Below are 21,719 nucleotides of genomic sequence, written 5' to 3' on the forward strand. Positions count from 1 at the left end.
ATCGGGGGCCTTTGTAAAGGAGGCGGCCGAGGCCGCGATTGCGTCGAAGGTTTCGCGGGTCAGAGCCGCTTGCGGATGACAATGTTGGTGGGCGATGGCGCGGCGCGGAAAGCAGCCTCGCGCTTGTCGTCGGTGTTGAACGAGGCATCCCAGTTGAGCGCGTCCGGATTGAAATTGCCGGCGCGGTAGATCGCGACGCGCTGCGCGGCCTCGGTATCGACCACCGGGGCCGTCGTGATGCCAAGCGGCGCCACGCCGATCTGATCCGCCCCGCCGACGAGGGTGGCGTTGGAAAATGCGATGGCGGCGGCGGTCTCGGTGGTTGGGATGGCGTTGCCGGTCGCTCCCGCGGCCCTGGCGACGATACCGACGATGCCGGCGGCATCGGATTGAGCGCTGACATCGGGATGGGGAGTGGTGAGCGAGCCGTATGCGGTGCCGGCACCAGCTCCGACATTGATCGCCGCGATCAAGTTGCTGGCGGTTTCCGCCGCCGTCGCACCGATCTTGACCTGGCCGGCGACGGTGGTCGGCGCAGCCTTCAAGGTATAGACCGTCGCGCCGATGGTGATGGTGTCGTCGACGGCGCCGCCACCGGAGAAGACCAGCCGGCCGGTCGCCTTGCTGCCGGGCGCATGGATAAAAGTCGCCATGGCCAGGGTGTCTGAGGCTGCGAGGCCGACAACCGAGAAAGCCGGCAGCGCTACATCCGCTGCCACGGGGAAGTCTTCGGTGACAGGGTGCGGGATGGCCGAATTGAAGATTTCGGCGGAGGTGAACGTATCGGACACGTCCCGAGCCGCCATGCCCGGCTGTGCAAATGGAATGCTGATCATGATCGACCCTTTCAGGTGAAGAGTTGCGGTTGGATGGTTCGAACCATCAGCCCTGCCTGGCCGGCGCACCCATCGAGGCGCGGTAGTTGGCGAGAATTCGGTTAGCCGTTTCCTGCGATGCCGCTGCGGACTTTCCAGCGCCGGGCTGTGCGAGGCCGGCCGCGGCAAGACGCGACTTCTCATAGGCCTCGGCGTGCGCCCCGGCCGGCTTGGACACAGCGACATTGGCTACGACGAAAGCCGCGACATCCTCGCCGGTCATGGCGGGCGACTTGGTCGCCAGGTCGAGCGCCGCCGCCATGCGGGTGCCGTCCCCCTTGACGCCCTCGGCGCCAAGGGCGGTCGTCAGACGCTTGTTCTCGGCCGACACGCCGGTGGCATGGCCTTTGGTCTCGGCAGCGGCGACGGCTGCGTCGTGGTCGGCTTTCGGAATGCCGGCAACTTCGATGGCGGCGGGCGCGCCGGTGGTCTCGCTCATGGATGTGCTCCCTTTCTGCGGCGTTGAGCGCCCGCCGTTCGGCGTGGAGGCGCGGGAAAGTTCAGTAAGTACGCTTTCGAACGAACCGACGCGGTCGGCGATGCCGACGTCGACCGCAGCCTTGCCGATGAAAGTGCGCGCTTCCGTCTTGCGCGCGGTGGCTGCGGTGAGCCTGGAGCCCCGCCCTTTCGCCACCGTGCCGAGGAATGCGCCGTAGAAGGCATCGACTTCCGCCTGCAGGTCCTCGCGGACGGCGTCGGAAAGCGGCTCGAAGGGGTTGGCGTCGACCTTGTGGGCGCCGGCATGGATAAGCGTCGGGGTGATGCCGTCGCGGTCCAGCTGCCGACTGAAGTCGGCGTGCAGAAGAACGACGCCGATCGAGCCCGATATGCCGGTTTCGGTGGTGACGATCTCGTTGGCACCCGACGCGATGGCGTACATGGCCGAAGCCGCCATGCCGTTGACAACCGCGACGGTTCGCTTCTTTGCGGCAAGATTGCGCACGAAGGCCGCGGTTTCGAAGGCGCCCACGGCTTCGCCGCCAGGCGAATGCATGTCGAGGATAACAGACCTGACAGCCGGGTCGGCAGCTGCCGACTTCAGCTGGAAGCCGATCCCTTCATAGGAGGTCAGACCGGAGCTGGCCCCGATCCAGGCGCCGCGGTTCACCAGTGAGCCGGTGATCGTGATGATGCCAACCCCGTCGCGGGTGACGCGATAAGGCACGGCGCGACGGGCGCCGTTCTCGTCCTCGACCACCGATCCCCCCTCGAATCGGGAACTCTCGGGCCCATTGACGCCTAGCCTGCCGGCGAGGACGGAAAGCACCACCTCGGCCTTGTCACGCGTGATCAGCAGCGGCCGATTCAGTACCCGGTCGGCGATATGGATCAGCGATGTCATGGACGCTCCTACCGCACGAACCGCGTGGTCTTGGCGTAGCGCGAACGTTTGCCGTTCTTTGCCGAGCAGGCAGCGGCGAGCCGCATAAGTTCGGCGTCGAGCGCTTTGACGTCGGCTCCGGAGAAACGAAGCTGCTCTCGCGTCACCGGCGACTGGATAGAAAGTTCCTCGACATGCTCGCCAGCGAGCGCGCGCAGCTTGACCGCATAGAGCGCCTGGTAGAGTGCACAGGGGTCATCCTGGTCCACGGCAACGCCGTTGATGGTGACGAGGACCGGCATCAGGCTTCTTCCTTTTTTTTCGGTGCCTTCTGGTCCTGGATGACGTCGTCCTTCGCGTCGCCCGACCCCTGACTTGGAGCGAAAGGCGACGGCATGCCCGCGTCTACATAGCGCTTGTGCCAGTAGAGCCGGCGCTCGAAGACTTCCTCCGCGTCCGCCCCGATCTCGGCGCATTCCATGTCAAGCGTCGAGGTCCCGTTGAGCAGCCGTTCGCTCGCCGCCTTGGCGCTCTTCTGGTCGTCGGCAGTGGCCTTGGCCGGGCCTTGCCACATTGCCCAAAGCACCCTGTCCCGGTTGGCGGAGAAAGCTTCGTAGCCACCCTTGAACGGCAGCCGGCCGGTGCCGATCAGCTCGTCCACCAGATGCTCGAAGCCGATCTGGCAGATCGGCGAAGCGATGCGATCGCGGCGGCGGGTGACAACCGGATGCAGGGACGCCCCTTCCATCCGGGTCGAGGAATAGGTCGCGCCCTCATAGTTCATCGTGTAGCTGGCAACGCTGATGCCGATCGCGCGCGCGATGCCGCGCTGCAGCTCGTTGGACACGGGCAGGAATTGCGGCCCCGGAATGCCGGTCGACATCAGGTCCAGTTTTTCTCCCGGCGCCAGATGCGAGATTTTCGGATCGCTGCCGACCGAGATCTCGCTTTCAGCCGCCTTGTCCATGACGGCAAGGAAGTAGTCGCGGAACTGGGCGCGCAACTCCTTGCCGTCCTGGCTCTCGCCAAGCGCTTCAAGAGCCTCGAAGGCCTCCGCCGACGGTCTTTCGCTGGTCAGCACCTGGGCAAAGACGGTCTGCAGGATGCCGGTCTGGATCGTCACGTCGACCAGCGTCTCCCATTGCAGGTATTCGCGAAAGGCCGCGACGAGCCGGGAAATGCCGCGCACGTCGTTGCCGTCGACCGGGTCGAACACATGAGCGACCATCTGCCGCCCTTGCGCGTCATAGGCCCGATGGTCGCGCTTGACGACGATGACGGCTTCCTTCTCGGCGAGACGATAGGCGACCGGGCGGCCGTTCGGATCGTGGATAACGCCCTGATACAGCCCCTCGAACTCGCTGGTGTCCTGCACCAAAGCGGTAGGCGTCGTCAGGCACATCTTGGTGCCGGACCTGATGCCATAGCGGCGACGGTCGCCGGCGGACATATAGTCCATCAGCATCAGCGCCTCGCCAAAGACGACGTCATGACGGAGCGCGATGTCGACCTTTTGCGGCACGATGAACTTGCCCTTGAGGTCGCATTCGCGCGCGTTCCACGCCCAGCGCTTCCACTCGGCCTTCAACAGCTTGATGAAATCGTCCGTCTCCTTCCTGTCGTAACCAAGCTTTGACAGCTCCGGCATGGGATTGAGGATGAGCTCGACCCCGACGGTGTCGGCGATGACCTGGTCGACCGCGCCTCTCAGGCGGCCTGAATTCTGGATGATGTCCATGGCAAGGCCGGCCGCGCGTCGCCAGGCGGTGCGAACCTCGTCGCGGTGGTCACGCAGAGCGGTGCCGCGAGTCGACAGAATCCTCGAGCGGCTGTCGCGCAGATACCCGGCATGTGCGGGCGGGCGCGGAGCGGACGCGCCTCCCCTGCCGAATATCCGGTCCAGAACCTTCATGCGCGCCTTTTCCATTTCTCGCGACGCGCTTGCGAGGCCTCGCCCGTCGTCGGTTCTGTCGGGTCCATGGTGTCCTGTCTCGGAGCATGGCGCAGGCCGTGCAGCAGGTCCGGCTCCGAAGCAGGTCTCAGCCGCTCGCGCAACGCCGCCCAGTCGTCCGCCCTGTTGGTCGACAGCCCGAGCATTTCCGCCATCGCCATGGCGTAAACCTGAGCGTCCAGGCAATGATTGTCCGGCCGCAGGCGTTTCCATTCCTCATGGAACTTGCCGCGCACGACCTCGGCGACGAAGGCTTCGGCCGTGAGCTGCAGGAAATATTCCTTCGGCAGGAAGTCGCCGAAATGCACGTAGCCAGGCGGATCGGCCGGCTCGCCGGACCGCAGGCCGGGCTTGTGCAGATTGGCGAATAGCTCGGACTTCAAGCCCCATGTCCCGACCGGCCATAGCATGGCGCTGCCGAAACGCTTGCGCCTGCCGCGCTTGGTGACCGACTTCTTCGCCGGGACGCTGACTGCCGGCACACCGCGCCCGCCGACGCCCTTGACGGCATAGGCATTGGGGCGCCGCCGGCACCATTCGAGAACCTGGTTGGTGCGGCCGCCGTCGCCGCCGTCCACCGCCAGCGCCTCGATCCGGCGCCAGCTGCCGAAAGCGTCGTCGAGCGGCCTGGCGAAGAACTCACCGAGCTTCGTCCAGGCGCCTTCGCCGGTGTTGTCCGTCACACCCGCGAAGAAGCGGACGCCTAGCACCCAGCACTGCCGGTCTTCGCCGAAGGCGACGACGACGGTCCAGATGCCATTGTGCTGCACGTCGGCGCCGGCGACGAGAATAAGCCCTTCGGCAGGGATCTTCATTTCCGCGAAGGGTTCGCGGCGCTCCATCAGCCGCTCGTATTCCGGCGCGTTGCCCTTCACCTTGGCGGGCAGGCCGTACACCAGATTGAAAATACCCTTGTCGCCGAGACCGCCGGACTTGGAGTGGTTGAGTATGTCCTCCGCGATCGCTTCGTAGCTCATCATCAGCGAGATGAAGGCATCGACATGGAAGCCGGGGTGCCGGTCAGGACCGGCCAGGGTCGCGATATACCGCCCATTGCGGACGCCGATGACCCGCTCCGTTTCGCTGATGATGTGACCGCAATGCGGGCAGACATAGAAGCTCTTGTGCGGATGCAGTCGATCGAGGTGGAAGCCCTCGTGCGACTGGACGAACTCTTCGCGACATTCAACGCAGGCAATATTCCAGAAACGCTGGTCGGAGCGCTTGAAGGAGCGGTCGATTCGGCAATGCCCCGGCAGATCGCCCAGTTCATCGCCGGTGTCGATCTCAGGCGTCGACAGCTCGAAGATCTTGAAGGCCTTCGTGCGCCGGAAGGCGGTGAATCGACCGAAGAAGAGCGTTTCCGGATCGTCGCCGCTGACATGCGTCTGCCACTTCGAGACCTCATCTTTCACGCCGTAGCGCGTGGTCTTGCCCGAGAGATCGGTCGCGACGTTGGCGTTGGCGAGCATCAGCGATCCGCCGGCGAAGCGCTTTTCGTAGATGGTCGAGCCCGAGCCGGATCGGCTCACGGCCGGGAAGATGACCTCCTTGCCGGTTTCCCTTTGCCACGCCTCGATCAGCGGCTGCAGCTTCTGGCTGTTCATGTCCTGCAGGAAGTCGATCGACGGCAGGCCATAGATGGTGTTGTCCGGCGCGGTGTCGGCGATGTAGAGCGACCACGCAAGGGCAAGGATCGAGACGCCGGTCTGCTGCGACTTCCGCACCGTCACCAGATTGCAGGGATGGTCCAGCGACAGGCAGTCGGCGATCTCGCCGAGATAGGGCGCGTCGTCGAGCGCCCAGAGCTCTCCCTTTTTCGGTCCGTCGACCAGCACGATGTTCGCCGGCAGCCAGTCGCGAAAGCGTGCCGGCGGGCGCGGCCTGATCGCCTCCGCCAGTGCCATGCCGGCTAGGCGGAGCGCTCCCGGATGGCCGCGCCCGACATGGATGCTCATAACTCTTCGTCCTCGAGCGCCTCGTCGTGTTCGGCCGCCTTTTCGATGATTGCGCCCAGGCGATCGGCAATCTCGCTGTTGAGGTCGAAGGCGATCTGTCGGAGCAACACACGCAGTCCGTGGGAGCCCTCTCGCGAGACAGCCAAAGCCATGTCGTCGGCCTTGTTCTGCAGGCGCGCGATGCTCGACTGGATCTCCCGGCCGCAGATGGTCAGGGCCTCGCGCATGCGGTCGGCGCGAACGAGCTGGCCGATCTCTTCCTGCCGCCGCAGCTTTTCGCGTCCGACTTTCAGCCAGGCGTCTTGCCGAAGCGCTTCGTCGCGCGACGTGCTGGAGTTGGCCGGCGGAGCCGACGGCGCGTCCCTGCGAGCGACCGCAATCTTCTCGGAGCTGGCGAACTCGCCGCGGTAGTGATCGTAGTGCGCCAGCGAGAAGCGCATGATCCGGTCGCGAGCGTCGCGCTCGACGGGAAGGTCGTGCTCCTCGACCAGGCGCCGCACGAGTTTGGTCACGGCCTGCTTTGTGACGCCATCGCGCGCCGCAACGTCGGCCGGCGTCGCCATCACGGTTTCTTCAGACGGCATTCAGACAACTTCCTTCGGGCCGCTGACAACCCTGACAACCCAACTTTTTCGATGGTGCGACTGGCGGAAATCCAGCGGCCGGTCTGCCCGTCCGCGGTCGAGGAGCGGGATACGGTCCCTAAACTTTACACGGCTGGCGCGGCTGTCTTGCGGGTCAGTCGAAGAAGCCGGGGAGCATGAAGCTGATCTCATGCATGACCCGCGGCGGCAGCTCGCGGTTGGCAAAGGTTGTGAACTCTTGCGCCGTGTCGCCCTTGACCATCTCAGCGGGGATGATGACGCCTGAATCGACGAACGAGATGGGCCTGCCCCACCTCGTCGAGGAGCGGTTCGGAGCGTAGACGTGGCCGCGCAAGCCCATGGCTGTTACGCGATTTGGAAACCGGCCTGCCTTGGTGAAATCTCCGGCAAACAGCCGCCGCGTGCCGAAGGGCGAAGCGGTCACGCCTGCCCGCGTCTCGCGCGGCTTGAAGTATTTGAGCGAGATGTCGCCGCCCTGTGTGCGCATGGCATAGGCGAGCTCGCCATAGTTGGCGCGCTCGACCTTGATCGCCCTGCGGATCGTCCGGTATGGCAGGCCCGTCTGGCTGGCCAGTGTCCGCGTCAGCTTGGTGCGTAACCGATCGCCGACATGATTGATGGCTCGCGCCAACACCAAGCTGCGCTGCATCTCGCTCAAGCGGCCCAGCGCGTTGTCGAGCCGCTTGAGCCCGGAGAGATCGGCCCACCTGATCGTCAGCAAGCCGTCCACGTGGCACTCCAAAAATGAAAAGCCCCGGTCGCGAGGAGCGCCGGGGCGAGTTCTTTCTTACCGTGATCAGGTCTAAGTCAAGTTTCTGCCGCGCGTCAACGGACGGACGCAGTTTTTTTCGCGCGCTGACCCGCAGCGCTGTCCGCCAACCAGATCCCCGGTCTGTCCTCGTCGAGCCAAGGCGTCATAGAGCGATCGCAAGACAGCAGCCGATGCGCGATAAGCTGCGGCCCGAGCTCGGCCTCGAGCCGGCGCAGCGCCGCGACCCAGACCTGGTAGTCGAGCCGACCCATGATGTCGCCGCTCGGATCGGACACGAACTCGTATTTGCGGTAGGCGCCCTTCGCCGGCCGCTTGAGGCGCTCGTCATAGCCATGCACCTCGATGTCGTAGGTCTGGCCGTTGTTGTCGGTCACGCGCTTCATCACGAACCAGGCCGGCTTGCCGCTGCGCTCGGCCAGCCGCACCCTCGCCGGCTCCGCGCCCCAGTCCGGCTCTCGCCCCAGAATGGCGGTTCCGACGACCAGGCTGACGATCCCCTCGCCGCGCTGCGCCTGCGAACGGGCGCCATATCGCTCAACCGCGCGCGCCACATAAAGTTCGGCCAAGCCGTGCGTATCCGGCCAATCGGCCAAGGCATTCCAGCCCTGCGGGATGATGACCTCGCAAGCGGCCAGCCCCGCGGCAGCCCGACCGACCGTCACCGCATCCTCGTGCGGCTCGCCCTGCTCGATCCAGAAGTTCTCGTAGTCGTTGCGGCCGCCGTCTATCAGCGCGCCAAGCTCGCCAAAGCTGGTGATCTTGCTCCATGAGGAAGCCTGGAGCATGCGCCAGGCCGAATGTGGATTTTCCAGACCTTCCACGCCACCGCCCTTCGGCAACTCATGGACGAAGGCCCAGGTCAACAGCTCTTCTATGTTCACCGTCTTCATGTGCATTCACCCCTTCGTCCCAATTTTCGTCTTATCGACCCAACTCGCTGCTATTCGACCCAAATCGAAAAACAGGAAAGCGAACAAAAGCAGCCGGGTAAGCGGAGTGCCGGGATCGAAGGGGCGCAAGGGACGATGAAATCCGCGCCATACATGAAACGCCCCGCCATTCCTCTTTGCCCTCCATTTGATCTCATCGCGCGCACGGACAAACCGAGAAGAATCGACCCTAGCGTCCCTCGCGTCCTAGTCTGCTGTTTTCCCAAACCCTTTCAGTCCGGCTCCCCGCCCCAACTCGCACTCTTCCGTCCCTCGCGGCCTTGGCGAAAGGGGGAAAGGGTCAGCCTTCATAGCCGTATGCCTCCGGCGAAGGCCCCGGGTCGCGACCTGGCGACCTGACGAACTCATCCTTGACCTTGATGCCGCGGTAAATCGTGGTGCCGCTTTTTGCCTTCCAGAAGCGCTTCATCGCGCCTTCGGGCGATCGCCAGGTCAGCCGCGTGTAGTCGGGCAGCTTGCGCGAGAACGTCGACGACTTGAACTCGGCCGCGCCCTCACGGGCTGCCCAGTTGGCGTAGCCGAGATGCAAGTCGCCCGGCGAGGTCTCGTCATCCTCCTTGCCCGTCACGATGCAAGCGTTGCGCAGGAAGGCGCCGATCGGATCGCTCTCTTCCCGATATTCCCGCGTCGCGGCGAGCACGCTTTCCGGCGGCCTGAGGCCATAGTTCAGATAGTCGACCGTTCCCCTCACCAGCCAGGCGAATACGCCGTCGGCTTCTGCGCGCAGCTTCTTGGGCAAATCACGATCGATCCTGTCCTTGGGGATCTGGACTTCCCAAGGCACGAGGTAAACGCGGCGCCAGATGCCGTCGGAGGTGTCGTCGATGCGCGGCTTATGGTTGCCCGAAAGCAGGATCTTGAACTGCGGCACCACCTCGAAGAAATCCTGGTGCAGCCGGCGCACCGCGATCTTCTCGCCGCCGGTCAACGTCTTGATCAGCGCGTCCTTGAGCTTGACCCCCATTTCAGGCTCGGAGGCCGCGACCAGCCGGGCGCCGGGCAGGCGCGCGAGGTCCGGCGTCGCCTCATTGCCCCCTCGTCTGGTGTCGCCGGCGAAACTGTCGATCGACAGCGTCACCGCAAAGTCGCCGAAGATCGAGCAGAGCAGGTCGACGAAGGTCGACTTGCCGTTCGAACCGGCGCCGTAGAAGAACACCAGGCATTGCTCGACCGTGAGGCCGAGCAGGCAATAGCCTGCAAAACGCTGCAGGAAGCCCCTGATCTCGGGATCGGGCTGCACCTCTTTCAGGAAGGCGTCGAAGACCGGCGCCGCAGCACCCGGCCGATAGTCGGCCTCGCCGCTTTTCGAGATCAGGTCGACGGGGTTGTGGAGGTCGAGGCGCGGCTGCCACTCATAGACAGGATCCTGCGGATCAGATTCCTCGTGCTCCATCCGCACGAAGCGCAGCGTGCCGGAGCGGCAGTTGAAGGCGTAGACATCCTTGTTGAGGTCGCCCACCATCCTGGCCACATGCGGCAGCGCCTCCTTCATCATGTTGTCCAGCTTCGAGGAACCGGCCGAGCTCTTCGCATGGCGATGCCGTGACGATTTCCTGGCGTTGGCGCTCTTCTGCGCCTCATTGGCCGCGTCGATGATGTCTTCCAGCTCCATCAGCCGGCCGAGCTTCTCGGCGTCCCAGTCCTTCCTTGGCGCGCCTAAGCGCTTGCGCTCCAGGCGGGCGTTCCGGCCGGCCTCCAGCGCCCTCTCCTCATCCTCGGTCGCGGTCAGCAGAGCGGCCTCGGCCGAGATCAACTCGGCGGTTTTCTGCGCCAGCGGCCGGACCACCGACCCATCTTCGTCCTCTTTCCAGCGCGTGCCGTCGAAGCCGTGCCAGCCGACGCGCGCCACATGCAGCACGCGCGAGCCGTAACGGATCAGGAAACGGCGTCCGTTGCCGATATCCGTCTCCGGCTCCGAGGCGCAGTCGCTCAGAACCGACTGCTCGTCGAGCTGTTCGGGAAGCTGTCGCCGCGTTTCACGCGCGCCGGGCAAGGGGGATCGGGGCTCTATGCCATAAGCCGCAGCCTGCCGCTGGGCTTCCACGAGCACGGCGGCCACCTCGTCCGGCATGGCGGGCTTCTTGCTGCTCACGCCACCCTCTTCGCCGCTTCCGCCGCCATGGAAGCGAAGTCGCTTCCGGGGCGTGGCCAGACGATCGGAATCGCCCTGCCCGGCCTCGCATGCCTGGCGCGGGCGCGCGCCATGGCGGCTGCCGTCATCACGCGCTCGGAGTCGCCGTCGGCAAGCAGCACCAGCTCGGTGACGTGCTGCGCAACCCACATCGCGTCATGCGCATCCTGATTGGGTCGAGGGATCGGCCCGGCAATCATCAGTGGTCTCGCCACGCCTTTCGCATCGGGCGTCTTCAACACCGGATGGACGAAGCGCGAGGCGGGATCGGCCGGGCCGGCAAGATTGCCGAGGTCGCCGGCGGCGAAATAGAACGTGTCGGGCCGCCAGTTCTCCCAGCAGGCAAAGGCGGCGCCGTTCTCGATGCCCTCGCCCCCGACCCATCGCCGAGCCGAGGGATCGCCGAAGAGCGGGATCAATCCGCCCTTTTTCAAGCCTCGCATCTTCTTGGACGGCAACAGCTCGCTGCTGGCAGGGTCGAACAGTTGCGGCCGAAATTTTGGCGCGCAGGCGAGATCGAGCCAGGTGATGTGGCACCCGATCGCAACAAGCGAGCGGTCGACAAACGGCGCGATCATCGCCGGCCCGGCATGGAGGGCGACCGGATGCCCTCGCTCGTCCTGGCCATGCCAATAGGCAAGGCTGGAGGCATAGCGAAGCCATCGCGAGGAGCTGATCTCTCCGCAGCCGCGCGCAGCGAGATAGTCGGCCACCGGACGCCCGTATTTGCCCACAGGGGCGGCGGCATCGTAGATCGCGCGCGCCCTTTGCCGTTCTCGCTCGCGGAACTCGAGCTGAGTTCCTGATTTGCCGGCGGCATTGGTTTCGTTCTGCCGCCGGCGCTGCTCGATCCGCCTCAGGCTTCGGCTGCGCTCTTCCGCGCTCTCCTGCTCGGCCTCGTCGGGTATCGGCTGGCCGAGAACGATCGCGCAGGCTTCCAGGAAATGCGCGCGCCGATGCAGATCCAGGCCCTCGCAATGCGCGGCCATGCCGATGCCATCATTGCCGCCGGCGCCGCCGGCCCGGCAATTCCATTTGTTCTTGGCGGTGTTGAAGGCAAAGGTGTCGCTGCCGCCGCACTGCGGACAGGGCTGCGGGTGCTCGTGTCGATTGCCGCTGAACTTCAAACCGAGTTTCTTAGCTGCATCCACGATCGGCACAGAGCGCGCATCCTCGACGAAGAGTGCGACCGCGGCTTGCATTAATCGAGCCCCTGTTCGGCCAATGTCTTGAAGCTATCGGCTGTCGTTCCGATATGTGCATCACAGCGCCGCAGGCGCCCTTCGACAATTGGTGGATTTTTGCTCCCTGGCCGCGGCGACGCGGCCGGGCGATTTCGATCATGACATGATGGTAGGTATTACCTACCTACTATGTCAACAGGCCATCGCTTGCAAAAAAGTAAGCAACAATTACTATGCGCGGCATGATCGCGACGATACGCACCGACTCGACCTCCCTCGGCCAGCGCCTGCGCCAGGCGCGGGAGGCTGCCGGCCTGACGCAGAACGACGTCGCAGATCACTTCGGCATCAAGCGGGTCTCGGTCACGCAATGGGAGGCGGATACCACCCGTCCCTCGATGGAGCGTCTGCCCGAGCTCGCCGCACTGCTCAAGACCGATGTTGCCTGGCTGCTCGACGCCTCAGGCGCCGCACCGGTGCCAGTGGCACGCGAGCCGAAGCCGCGGGCCTCGCGCACGCCGATCATCCCCGGCGACGAGCTGGTCGGCGGCCGCGACCTGCCGATCTACGCCGCGGCGATGGGCGGCGAAGGCCACATGATCGTCACCTTCGAGGCGATCGACTGGGTGAAGCGGCCGGCGGTGCTGCAGAATGTGCGCGGCGGCTACGGCATCCTGGTGCGCGGCGAATCCATGATCCCCGCCTATTGGCCGGGCGACACTGCGCTGGTGAACCCGCATCTGCAGCCGGCGCGGGACTCCGACGCTGTATTCTTCCACACCCCGCCCAAGGAGCGCGGCGACGAGGAAGCAATCATCAAGCGCCTGGTCGGCATGAACGACCGCGAATGGACGCTGGAGCAGTATCGGCCGGCGAAGACGTTTACCGAGAGCCGCGTCGATTGGCCGATTTGCCATCGGGTGGTGGGGAAATATAACGCGCGGTAGGCCCTTCAAGGACTACTGGCTCAGCAGCCCTGCACGGGTCTGATCGCCAGCGTCTTTGAACCTAGCTGCTCTAGTGAAAAGTGTGAATACTGCCCGGGTTCACTTTCCACCATCCCATGATATCTGTACATGGGCAAATCCGCTCTCATGCAGTTAATCGGCAATGACCATCTTCCACCCTGTGAACGCGAAATCATATTATGAGTACTTGCCTCCATACGAGAATTCATGTGGAGATATTTGGCTCCACATGCCGACGTTCGGCTTGCTGAGAACGATAAAACACCCGGCGTGGTGGTATCGCCGGCGTGCGACGTGAGCAACTTTAAAACAGAGACTATAACGTACCTTCCAATCATCCCGGTAAAATCTTACTTTTCGACTATCGGCTTCATTCCGACACTTCGGCGAGAGATTGCTGAACGGCTGCGCTCCGCGTCTTATCAAGCGAACAGCGCTTGGCCCGAACCGGGGTACCTGACTCCCAACGCCTCGGAAATTGACAAGGAGTTGGCGTCGATCGAGGAGCGTCTCGCGTCAGATAAAATTAGCAAGCCCGAGCGAGACCATCTACCTCGTGCCGCGGCTGGCTTTCGTATCGCAAGGGCTTGTGCGCAAACTGAAGAAGGTTCTCTCTCTGACGTGGCGAAGTTATTCGGATCGAAGTGGGCAGGCGTTAAGCACCAGTTAATCTCTAACTCCTTCCGCTCGGACGTTCATTTCCTCCCGAAAGACAATGGCCCGAACAACGAAAGTCATCTTGGCTCGCACTCCCTCGTTCTTTTCCGGTACCCAATGACACTACACGCAGAGCTTCTGGCAGCGGCACAGACTCACCGAACCGATCAATGGGCATCATTTGTTGATGGCTATGCAGGTGATTCAATTCTATCGCGTCAGATAATTAGCATGCCTCCCCTGAAATGCCTTTCAATCAAGGCGTCATTCCTCGTCGACCTGCTAAATAGGTTTACCTCGCTTTACAGTCGGATTGGCTCGCCGGACTTTTCTCAAATGCAGATCGAAAGGTACGCATCGGAACTCGAAAATGGCTGAATATCTGGCAATTACGCAGCAAACATGTTCATGGCTCCTGGCGCACAATGCCGTGACAAGCGCCCTCTACAAAGCAATCGAAAACAGAGAAGTCGAGAGTCTCACAAAAGGTGAGTTCGCGGCTGGCCCCCTTAGGCTTGCTGGCACCACAGATGGGCGGTTCGTTTCAGTGTGGAACAAGGAATACTTGAGTGGGACTGGGCACGAAGCATGGGGAATAATTAAACTATCGGGGCCGTTCGGCCTCCTGAGTCATCTTTCAATAGGCCAACAGGTATTTGAGCGTCAGATTTATGTCTTCAATCAAAGGCTTCAGAGCTTAATCATCGATAGCGACTTCATTCATCGAAGCTGGCCCAACGGATGTCAAACGTGCCTAGCTGGACGAGGTACGGAAGCCCGACAGTTTTCGATCTGCTATTTTGAAGGTAGCCCTGGTTTTGGCGCGCTCAACGCAAAAGCTGTTATTGCAATCGGTCCCGCCCATGATTTCAACGTTCTACAAAAAGAAATTGCCCGCGAGACAGAAGCAATGACTCCCATCGCCGCTGCGGCCGATGGTATTATAGACACCCGTCGGAGGCCACTGATCGAGGCCCCTGCATTCCATGCTTTGCGCGAAGCGTTATCTCCTGCGCGCCAGCATGAGTTCCAGTTTGATAAAGTCAGCGTCAGCGCCTCGTTCCACCATAGAACCTCCGGGATCCTGCCTCACGAGACGGCCTTTTGGAGCTATGACGACTGGATCACCAAGGGTGCGCTCAACGATGCTCAGAGGGCAGTCCTCGAATCCGACGTTCTTCTCCGACATCCGGTTCGTGTTATCGGTCCTGCCGGGTCAGGTAAGACACTCCTCATGCAGCTTCTGGCGATCCGGTATCTTCGCCGCGCGGAACAAAACCAGAGTGAATGCAAATTCCTCTACATTGTGCATAATGCAGCGATGGCCCAGACGGTCTCCGACCGTTTCCGGACACTAGGCGCGGAGGATTATTTTACTAATCCTATTCAGAACCTCAAGATAACCACGCTGGCAGAGTTTGGCCGGCAAGTGTCCGGCCTGACAGAGGCCATGGTTATAGACAAGGACGCACAGCAGACTAAGCTCTTTCAGCTCACGCAAGTGCGCGATAGTCTCCGGAAAGTGCTTTCGGAGAACGCTGAAAAGGTCGCGGCAAGCCCGCTAATGAGCCAAGTGGCGACGAACGAAGATCTTTTCATTGTTTTTGCAGCCCTGATCGTGACTGAAATATCAAACGCCATCAAAGGTCGCGGCCTAACCGATAACGAAAAGGGCTATGTGAACGCCGAAACTCCCTTGAGTCGCCTGCACGGCGTTCTAAATACGACTGAGCGGCAAATCATCTTCTCATGCTTCAAAAGCTATCATGCTGCGGTCTTCGAACAGTTCGAGATGCTGGATTCCGATGACATCGCTCTTACACTGGCCGGACGTTTAAGAACTCCGCTGTGGCAATTGAAAAGAAAAAAGGAAGCCTTCGACTTCATCTGTGTGGACGAGGCGCAGTTGTTTAACGAAAACGAGCGGCGCATTTTCCCGTATCTCGCAAACGGCCACGCTTCGCACACGCCTATCGCGTTGGCTCTCGACGACGCCCAGGATTTGTACGCGTTCTCTAGCGCCGGTCTCGCGACGCTTGGGATAGCCGACGTTGAGGACAAAAATCTGCCTTCCAATCATAGGTCAACACGCGAGATCGTGGACCTCGCTTTTTTCATTATCCAGCAGACCACAGACCTTTTTTCGACGGACTTTCCGGACTTCAAGTCGATCGAGGAAGCAATGGTCTCATCGACCCATCCGCTGGCCGCCCCGCCATTCATCATCACGTGCAATGACGAACAGCCTAGTTTTGGCCGCTTCGCGGTTAAGCAGGTCCAGAAGCTCAGGGCGAGCAATGTTCGCCAAATTGCGGTCGTTTGCCACGCGGAGACATATTGGAAGGAAATGCTGGATGCGTTTACCGCATCGGGCCTACCCCTCCACGTCCTGCAGCAGCGCGGCGAGAAGGTCGCGCCGGATCAACCAATGGTAGTACTCAGCCGTCCTGCTTTCGTCGGTGGGCAGGAGTTCGATGCCGTTTTCGCGGTCGGTTTGGAACAGGGGATCGTCCCCCCTCGGATAGTAGATAATGTGGCTCTTGCATCTGCAGTCGAGCAGCAGGTCCTTCGGGAGATGTATCTAGTGATTACCCGAGCGAGGTACAGGTACATAGCTCTTCTTAATAAAGGGGCTATACCCAACAGTATCTTGCAAGCGGCTTTAACCGAGCGGAAGCTGTCAAAGTCTGTCGTGGGCGCAAATTGATTCAGCCCGGGAGGCAGGTGGCCCGTTGGGTCACCGAGCGAGGGGTTTGTTTACCCTGAGCTTCGGCGTAATACGAGCGAGCACCGCAGCGCTCTTACCGCTTGGACCGCCGCCAACCCGCCGCGACGGCTTCGGCTTCCGAGCAGAACCACCTCTCGCCTTTGGCAGGGTTGATGATGGTGACGCTGTAATATTTTTGCCCGGGCAGATGATAGATCCGCTCGCCGTCGGCCGAGATGTTACCCTTGACGCTGCAACCGGCGTTGCCGCTGCCGAGCGCGAAGGTCGGTGCAACAGGCGCGCGCACATCGTCGCTACGCTGCGTCCGCCAATCCCAGGGCGCTTGGAAATTGCCAACCCATAGGCCGAGCTTTGCCGCCTGGGCCTTGGCCTGCTGCGCCGCATAGGCGCCGCTGCTGTATTTCGGCCAATCCAGGGCTTGCCCGTGCTCGACCATCCAGGCGGCCACGTCGGTCCCGTCCGCGCGCGTGCAACTGCCGACAAAGCGCCCGTAGCGGTCCCATGTCACGAATGAACACTGCAGCGGCCGGGATGCCGCGAGGAATTTGTCCAGAGCCTCGGCGGAACGGCGGCCACACGGATATTCGAAGCCCTTCGTATCGTCGCAATATTGCCGGCTCTCCGGCGCGTCGATGCCGTTGAAGCGCACGCGCTGGCCGTGGATCTCGATCGTGTCGCCATCGATCACCGAGGCGAGGCCGGTGATCACCACCGGCCTCGGCTTGATGATGTTCTGCAGGTCGATTTCCGGCAGCGACGCGCTGTTGTGCATGACGAATTGGGCGACCAGGGCAGAAACTGCGGCTACCGTCACGAGCACAAGACGAAGCGGGACGCTTGCCCATCGCCTGGTGCGTAAGCTCTTCGCGCCGGTGCGCCGCCGCCACTGGTCAGAGCGGTTGTCGTAGCGCGATTTGTCGATCCCGCTCACGTCGCGCCGCCCGGACGGCTCTCGGCCGAGCGGCCGCCGCAGCGCGATCCATCGGCCGCCGTGCTTTCATCGGTCGGACAGTTGCCCGAGTAGCCGCCTCCACTCGATGCAGGCGACCGATAGCGCTCGATGAGTGCCACGCTGCGTTGCCCGTCGCCTTCAATATGCGTGTTGTTGCCGTTCGGATTGAACGGGTCGACCGTTTGCAGAAGCGAATTGGCGTTGTTTGCGTCGCCAGACGCAAGCGTCATCGTGTCATAATCGTTCAAATAGTCGGCAGCGCAGCCTGATAACAGCACCACACTAGCTGTGGCAAAATACGATCGCAAATTCATTGAGGTATCCCCCGACACCGGCTGGCATAATGGTCCATTCCGATTTTGTTGTCGAATCCGACTTTGGCGGCTTGCCATTCGCTTCAACCTAAGCAACGTTGCTAGTTGGGTTGGAGACTTTGGGGGGCCTATGAAGCGGTTTGTTTTAGCCGTCGCTGCTTTCGTTTGCATTGCTGGCTGCGCGACACCACCGGACAAAATAGCAGGCGTGCCGAATGCTGGCCCTTGCACGCAAGCCGACAAAGAGCGTTTGGCGGTCCTGACAAATCAGCAGAACAAGGCTGCGACCGGTGACGCGCTTGGCGTCTTCCTCATCGGCGTGCCGGTATCGTCGATGTCCGGTGGCGATCATGAGACCGAGATCGCTGTCCTCAAAGGGCGCTGCGGGCCGCCGAAGACTTGAAGTCCGTTCTGCCCTTGCCAGTCAGCGGAGCAGTCCGGGTGTGTACATAAGCGCGGCGGCCGTGATGTTTTCGCAACAGCAATCCGGCGCGCTGTGCGGTATATGTCGAGTCAACGTTAAATTGCGGTGGGACAAACATGAAATCTCTTTTGCTTGCTTGCGTATTCGGCCTTTCTGTCTGCGGCCCTGTCATGGCGGCCGATATCGTAGAACCGGCAGCGACGACAGAGTGGACGTGGCAGGGAGCCTATGCCGGCGCCTTCGGCGCCGGCACACTCGAGCACTACAAAATTCGCGAGCCGAACGCCGGCGCCAGCGTAACCCATAATGTCGGCTCGCCGACGATCGGCGGCTTTGTCGGCTACAACTTCCAATCGGGCAACATCGTCTACGGCGTTGAAGGCGAGCTGGGCTACCGGTTCAAGAAGGGCCACTTCCACGACGTGCCAGGCCCTGGCGATCTCGACGAGTCGCTTGGCCTGTTCGGTTCTCTCAAGGGTCGGGTCGGCATGGACTTGGGCGGGTACCTGCCCTACCTGACGGCGGGTGTTACGGCGTCGCGGTTGAAAACCGACGCGGTCGGCTTTGCGGAACGGGACGGAACGGTCGTTGGTGGGATTGTCGGCGCCGGCATCGACGTGCCGCTGACGCACAACGTGTTCCTTCGTGGTGAGTACGATTTCTCATTCTTCGGAAAGAAGACGTTCGAATACTGCGGCAGCTTTTGCGTGCTCCAGCACACCGCGCAGACACATGACTTCCGGGTCGGCATCGGCATCAAGTTTTAAGCCGCCAAAGGCGGGGACATGATCAGGGCGCCGGGCTCCGCCCGGCGTTTTTTGTTTTGACGCGCGGATTTTGTGAAGAGGATCCGCTCGAGGGTTCCAGGATCGATTGAAACTGGGAAAACCGCTCCGGAAACTTGTGCGCCAGATATTTCACCACGCGCATGTTCCCCATGATGCGGTCCAGGTAGCCCCTTGCCGCCACGAGCTCGAGATTGCAGATGCCACTGCGCTCGGCGGCGTTGCGAAATTTCCTGCTCAACTGGTCAAACTCGGCTTCCATGGCGGCGAATTGCTCCGGAGTGATGCCGGCGAACTGCTTCCGCGGGGTCGACGGATCGGCAAGCTGTGACTGCGGGGTGAATAGGATGAAGACCCTTGCCGTGTTGAGCTTCACCCGTTCGAGCGCGATCATCATCTCTACAATCTCGATCTGTCGGCTCGGCAAAACCTGACGCAGCACGCCAAACATCTTCGGCGGCACGACGCAATCCTGCACAAGGTCGAGAACTTCGGGGCAAATTCCTCGGATAAGCGGCCCGCTGGTCTCGCCTTGGTTGGGCTTCCTTCTTGCGACCGAAACAGTTCGGCCCGAGATCCGATCCGCCAGCATCGCTGGCATGGCGGTGAACCCCTCCGCCTTCAGCAGGCCTCGAAAAACATCTATTGCCAGCAGTTGCCGGAGCGCCTCAACGACACTCTCCAACCGGTCACGCGACTCATTCGCCTCGCCGATGAAACACCGCATTCGCTCACTCAGTTTCTTGTGGGTCACAAGGAACACGTATTTGTGAGGCGAGCGAGCGGGCTCCCGCAAATCGCCGGTCAGATGAATTGCGTGCCGGCTGCTCTTCAGGACCTGGGCGGCTTGCGTCATCCGACCTCCCCGATCGGGGCTCGCTTTGCCATTTCCACCACGGGATCCAGCGACTGGAACAGAAAGGCATCAAGCCTGACCCCGTTGTTGGGGGACAGCATGGGCGCCGCGCGCTCCGCCTCCCATGCCGGTGCAATCAAATAGTCGCGCACCGTTACATTGTCGGGCAGTACCCTGATCAAAATCGAGACGTCGGCCCCAAGGAGGCGCCGTTTGTGGAATGGCCAGTGAGGATAGCCATAGGTCGAGGGCCGGCAGCGGGCGATCCACACCGCGATGGAGAATTCCTCATTCACCGTCACTAGCTTGGTCTTGGAGTCGTAACGAGCGCGCCCGCCCGCCTGGCCTATGACCATTAGAAGGTCCTCAATGATCTCCAGCCGGCGCCGATGAAGCTGGGTGATGATGTTGAAATAGCGGTAGTTCGCCGAGGCCTCATATCCGACCAGGTCGTAAGCTGCCTGCAGGGTTCCGAAGCGATGGATGTACATGCTTTTCGTCGAATAGCCGGGCTCCGCGTTGATTATCGAGCCCGATAACTTTCCTCGCTGTTCCAGAAGCTTGGAAAGCTCGACCAGCAGCTGCTCATTGGAGATACGGGAACGGCGTGCCTGTGCGATGGCTCGGGCACGCTCGAACAGCTTGCGGCTGACGAGCGGCGCCGAGCAGTTCTCCACGCGGATCCAGGCGCTCGCAGGATTTCTCACTCGGTTGCTATGAAGCCTCTCTGAAGTCCGGTTCCAGACATTGTTGCCGATATATTTCTCGTGGGTGAGAATCGAGCGCACCGAAGCGGTCGTCCATGGCTGGCCCAGGTCCGTCAGAACGCCGCGCTCGTTCAAAGCCCTGGCGATTTCGACTTCCAGCTTGCCCTTTATGAACTGCTTGAAGATCCAGCGGACGATCTCAATCTCTGCTTCCGGCCCGGGCACGAGCACGACGCGATCCGTCGCGAGCGCCTTCCATTCATGGCGTTTGAGAATTGTCTTGGGCTTGCCAGATGCATCCACCAGAAGGCGCCGGAAGCCATATCCGGCGTGCCCGCCTCCGCGGAAGCCCATTTTCACGACCCGAGTTTGACCGATGAAGACCTTTTGCGAGAGCATGCGGCTGAGTTCTGCGGCCATGCTGCGCTTGATGGCCTTCAGCACGTCCGATCCGACGCTGCCGTCATTTGCGAATTGCTCAGCGCAGAACTCGATCCGCACCCCGGCCCTTTGGCACCGGTATTCGTAGGAAGCGCTTTCATCGATGTTCTGGAAGCGCCCCCAGCGGCTCACGTCGTATACCACGACCGTTTCGTAATCGGCCTGCCCGCTTTCAATATCCGCCAGCAGCCGCTGCAGTGCCGGGCGCCTTTCGATGTTGAGACCGCTGCGGCCGGCGTCCTCATAGGTTGCGACGATGTCGTAACACATGAGGGCGGCATAGTCGCGGATGGCGTCCCTCTGATTTTCGATGGAATACGCCTGCCGATCGGTGGACATCCGCAGATATTGGGCCGCGCGAACCCTGCGTCTCTCTCGAGGAGCGTTGCGGGCCGCTGCAAACTTGTCCATCGCTTCGCGTCGTCGTACCCATGAGTTGACCCAGCGACATCCCGCCCAATCAGCCAAGGACGGCCGGGACATCCGCGATCTGGAAATAGGTTCGCTGGCTTCGCCGACAAGCTATGGAGGTGGTATGCGCCGATATGTTGGAGTGATCCACAAGGAGATCGACAGCGACTTCGGGCTTTCTTTTCCCGATTTCCCGGGTCTCGTTACCGCCGGCCGGACAATGGCTGAAGTGCGTCGGCTCGCCGAGCCGGCGCTCGCCTTTCACGTCGAGGGGCTTATAGAGGACGGCTATCCCATTCCCGAGCCGACATCGCTCGAGCGTGTGGTAGCCGAGAGCGACCTGCTCGCTACTGTCCTGGTGCGTCTGAAGCTACGATGGAGTTAACAGGTCGGCCGGGTTGAAGGTCGCGTGACTTCGGCGCCCCGGAGCCTGTCCCGTCGCACTCCACGCAGCGCACGCTTACGCCGGGACATCTATGCTCATGCGTTCCTGCCGGGCAGCAGTGGCCGTTCGAGCTCCGCCATCTCGGACATTCGAACATCGTGCCGGTGCCGCCGCAACCCTGGCATTCACCTTCAGAAAATGCTTGTTCCATTTTGCCCAACCCGCGACGTCGCAACGCCGCAAACCCAACGTGCGCTCGACTGGCCCCACCAGCCGTCTGCGAAATTCCCACAAGGCAATTAAGGTTCTTCTAAAACAGTGGTGACTTGCGGCCATCACCGGCT

The 21,719-nt window shown here is 62.0% G+C and carries 20 protein-coding genes; 6 read left to right on the plus strand and 14 right to left on the minus strand.

Translation table 11 applies throughout. From position 1 onward, the window contains the following. Positions 1-59: 59 nt before the first annotated feature. From CK220_RS19665 to CK220_RS19710, 10 genes are all read right to left on the minus strand, one after another. Positions 60-836 carry a hypothetical protein gene (locus tag CK220_RS19665; protein WP_141245173.1) on the minus strand — a complete coding sequence of 259 codons (777 nt, stop codon included), beginning with the start codon at positions 834-836 and terminating at the stop codon, positions 60-62. Positions 837-882: 46 nt separating this feature from the next. Continuing rightward, entirely contained in the window at positions 883-2,217 is a 1,335-nt protein-coding gene (locus CK220_RS19670; RefSeq protein ID WP_095813121.1) for a S49 family peptidase, read from the minus strand. Positions 2,218-2,225: 8 nt separating this feature from the next. Further along, entirely contained in the window at positions 2,226-2,498 is a 273-nt protein-coding gene (locus CK220_RS19675; protein WP_095813122.1) for a hypothetical protein, read from the minus strand. Beyond that, complete coding sequence (locus tag CK220_RS19680) at positions 2,498-4,108, minus strand: phage portal protein (RefSeq protein WP_210201434.1); 1,611 nt, start codon at positions 4,106-4,108, stop codon at positions 2,498-2,500. The genes CK220_RS19675 and CK220_RS19680 overlap by 1 nt, the downstream gene beginning before the upstream one ends. After that, a complete protein-coding gene (locus tag CK220_RS19685) occupies positions 4,105-6,105 on the minus strand; it encodes a terminase gpA endonuclease subunit (RefSeq protein WP_095813124.1) in 2,001 nt (666 codons plus the stop codon). The genes CK220_RS19680 and CK220_RS19685 overlap by 4 nt, the downstream gene beginning before the upstream one ends. Continuing rightward, complete coding sequence (locus CK220_RS19690) at positions 6,102-6,668, minus strand: hypothetical protein (RefSeq protein ID WP_095813125.1); 567 nt, start codon at positions 6,666-6,668, stop codon at positions 6,102-6,104. Before CK220_RS19690 ends, CK220_RS19685 begins: the two co-directional genes overlap by 4 nt. Positions 6,669-6,843: 175 nt before the next feature. After that, complete coding sequence (locus tag CK220_RS19695) at positions 6,844-7,440, minus strand: phage tail protein (protein ID WP_095813126.1); 597 nt, start codon at positions 7,438-7,440, stop codon at positions 6,844-6,846. Between the two features lie 95 nt (positions 7,441-7,535). Further along, positions 7,536-8,372, minus strand: a complete 837-nt coding sequence (locus CK220_RS19700; RefSeq protein ID WP_095813127.1) for a hypothetical protein — start codon at positions 8,370-8,372, stop codon at positions 7,536-7,538. Positions 8,373-8,712: 340 nt separating this feature from the next. After that, positions 8,713-10,524 carry a phage/plasmid primase, P4 family gene (locus CK220_RS19705; RefSeq protein ID WP_245429279.1) on the minus strand — a complete coding sequence of 604 codons (1,812 nt, stop codon included), beginning with the start codon at positions 10,522-10,524 and terminating at the stop codon, positions 8,713-8,715. Continuing rightward, positions 10,521-11,765 (minus strand): P4 alpha zinc-binding domain-containing protein, encoded by a 1,245-nt coding sequence (locus CK220_RS19710; protein WP_095813128.1) that lies wholly within the window; start codon positions 11,763-11,765, stop codon positions 10,521-10,523. Before CK220_RS19710 ends, CK220_RS19705 begins: the two co-directional genes overlap by 4 nt. A 215-nt stretch (positions 11,766-11,980) precedes the next feature. Between CK220_RS19710 and CK220_RS19715 the strand changes: the two genes are divergently transcribed. The 3 genes from CK220_RS19715 (at position 11,981) to CK220_RS19725 (ending at position 16,079) form a co-directional block, all read left to right on the plus strand. Further along, positions 11,981-12,694, plus strand: coding sequence for an XRE family transcriptional regulator (locus tag CK220_RS19715; protein WP_245429281.1), 714 nt, complete (start codon positions 11,981-11,983; stop codon positions 12,692-12,694). 228 nt (positions 12,695-12,922) lie between these two features. Beyond that, positions 12,923-13,750: a hypothetical protein gene (locus CK220_RS19720; RefSeq protein WP_095813129.1), complete on the plus strand. Its 828-nt coding sequence runs from the start codon at positions 12,923-12,925 to the stop codon at positions 13,748-13,750. Then, complete coding sequence (locus CK220_RS19725; protein WP_095813130.1) at positions 13,743-16,079, plus strand: UvrD-helicase domain-containing protein; 2,337 nt, start codon at positions 13,743-13,745, stop codon at positions 16,077-16,079. Before CK220_RS19720 ends, CK220_RS19725 begins: the two co-directional genes overlap by 8 nt. 94 nt (positions 16,080-16,173) lie before the next feature. Here CK220_RS19725 and CK220_RS19730 read toward each other — a convergent pair whose 3' ends face one another. Then, the gene (locus CK220_RS19730) at positions 16,174-17,031 is read right to left on the minus strand and encodes a thermonuclease family protein (protein ID WP_095813131.1); all 858 of its coding nucleotides are present in this window, start codon (positions 17,029-17,031) and stop codon (positions 16,174-16,176) included. Next, positions 17,028-17,366 (minus strand): hypothetical protein, encoded by a 339-nt coding sequence (locus tag CK220_RS19735; RefSeq protein ID WP_210201435.1) that lies wholly within the window; start codon positions 17,364-17,366, stop codon positions 17,028-17,030. Before CK220_RS19735 ends, CK220_RS19730 begins: the two co-directional genes overlap by 4 nt. A 130-nt stretch (positions 17,367-17,496) precedes the next feature. On the opposite strand from CK220_RS19735, the gene CK220_RS19740 reads away from it, so the two are divergent. Together CK220_RS19740 and CK220_RS19745 are read left to right on the plus strand one after the other, a co-directional pair. Continuing rightward, positions 17,497-17,769 (plus strand): hypothetical protein, encoded by a 273-nt coding sequence (locus CK220_RS19740; RefSeq protein ID WP_141245174.1) that lies wholly within the window; start codon positions 17,497-17,499, stop codon positions 17,767-17,769. Positions 17,770-17,906: 137 nt separating this feature from the next. Continuing rightward, complete coding sequence (locus CK220_RS19745; RefSeq protein ID WP_095813133.1) at positions 17,907-18,557, plus strand: outer membrane protein; 651 nt, start codon at positions 17,907-17,909, stop codon at positions 18,555-18,557. A gap of 22 nt (positions 18,558-18,579) precedes the next feature. Here CK220_RS19745 and CK220_RS19750 read toward each other — a convergent pair whose 3' ends face one another. Both CK220_RS19750 and CK220_RS19755 read right to left on the minus strand, forming a co-directional pair. Continuing rightward, positions 18,580-19,431 (minus strand): plasmid partitioning protein RepB C-terminal domain-containing protein, encoded by an 852-nt coding sequence (locus tag CK220_RS19750; RefSeq protein ID WP_095813134.1) that lies wholly within the window; start codon positions 19,429-19,431, stop codon positions 18,580-18,582. Then, entirely contained in the window at positions 19,428-20,990 is a 1,563-nt protein-coding gene (locus CK220_RS19755; protein ID WP_176479137.1) for a recombinase family protein, read from the minus strand. Before CK220_RS19755 ends, CK220_RS19750 begins: the two co-directional genes overlap by 4 nt. 124 nt (positions 20,991-21,114) lie before the next feature. Between CK220_RS19755 and CK220_RS19760 the strand changes: the two genes are divergently transcribed. Further along, complete coding sequence (locus tag CK220_RS19760) at positions 21,115-21,375, plus strand: type II toxin-antitoxin system HicB family antitoxin (RefSeq protein ID WP_095813136.1); 261 nt, start codon at positions 21,115-21,117, stop codon at positions 21,373-21,375. Positions 21,376-21,719: the final 344 nt, after the last annotated feature.

Origin of the sequence: Mesorhizobium sp. WSM3860 (genome assembly GCF_002294995.1) — a bacterium.
GTDB lineage: Bacteria > Pseudomonadota > Alphaproteobacteria > Rhizobiales > Rhizobiaceae > Mesorhizobium.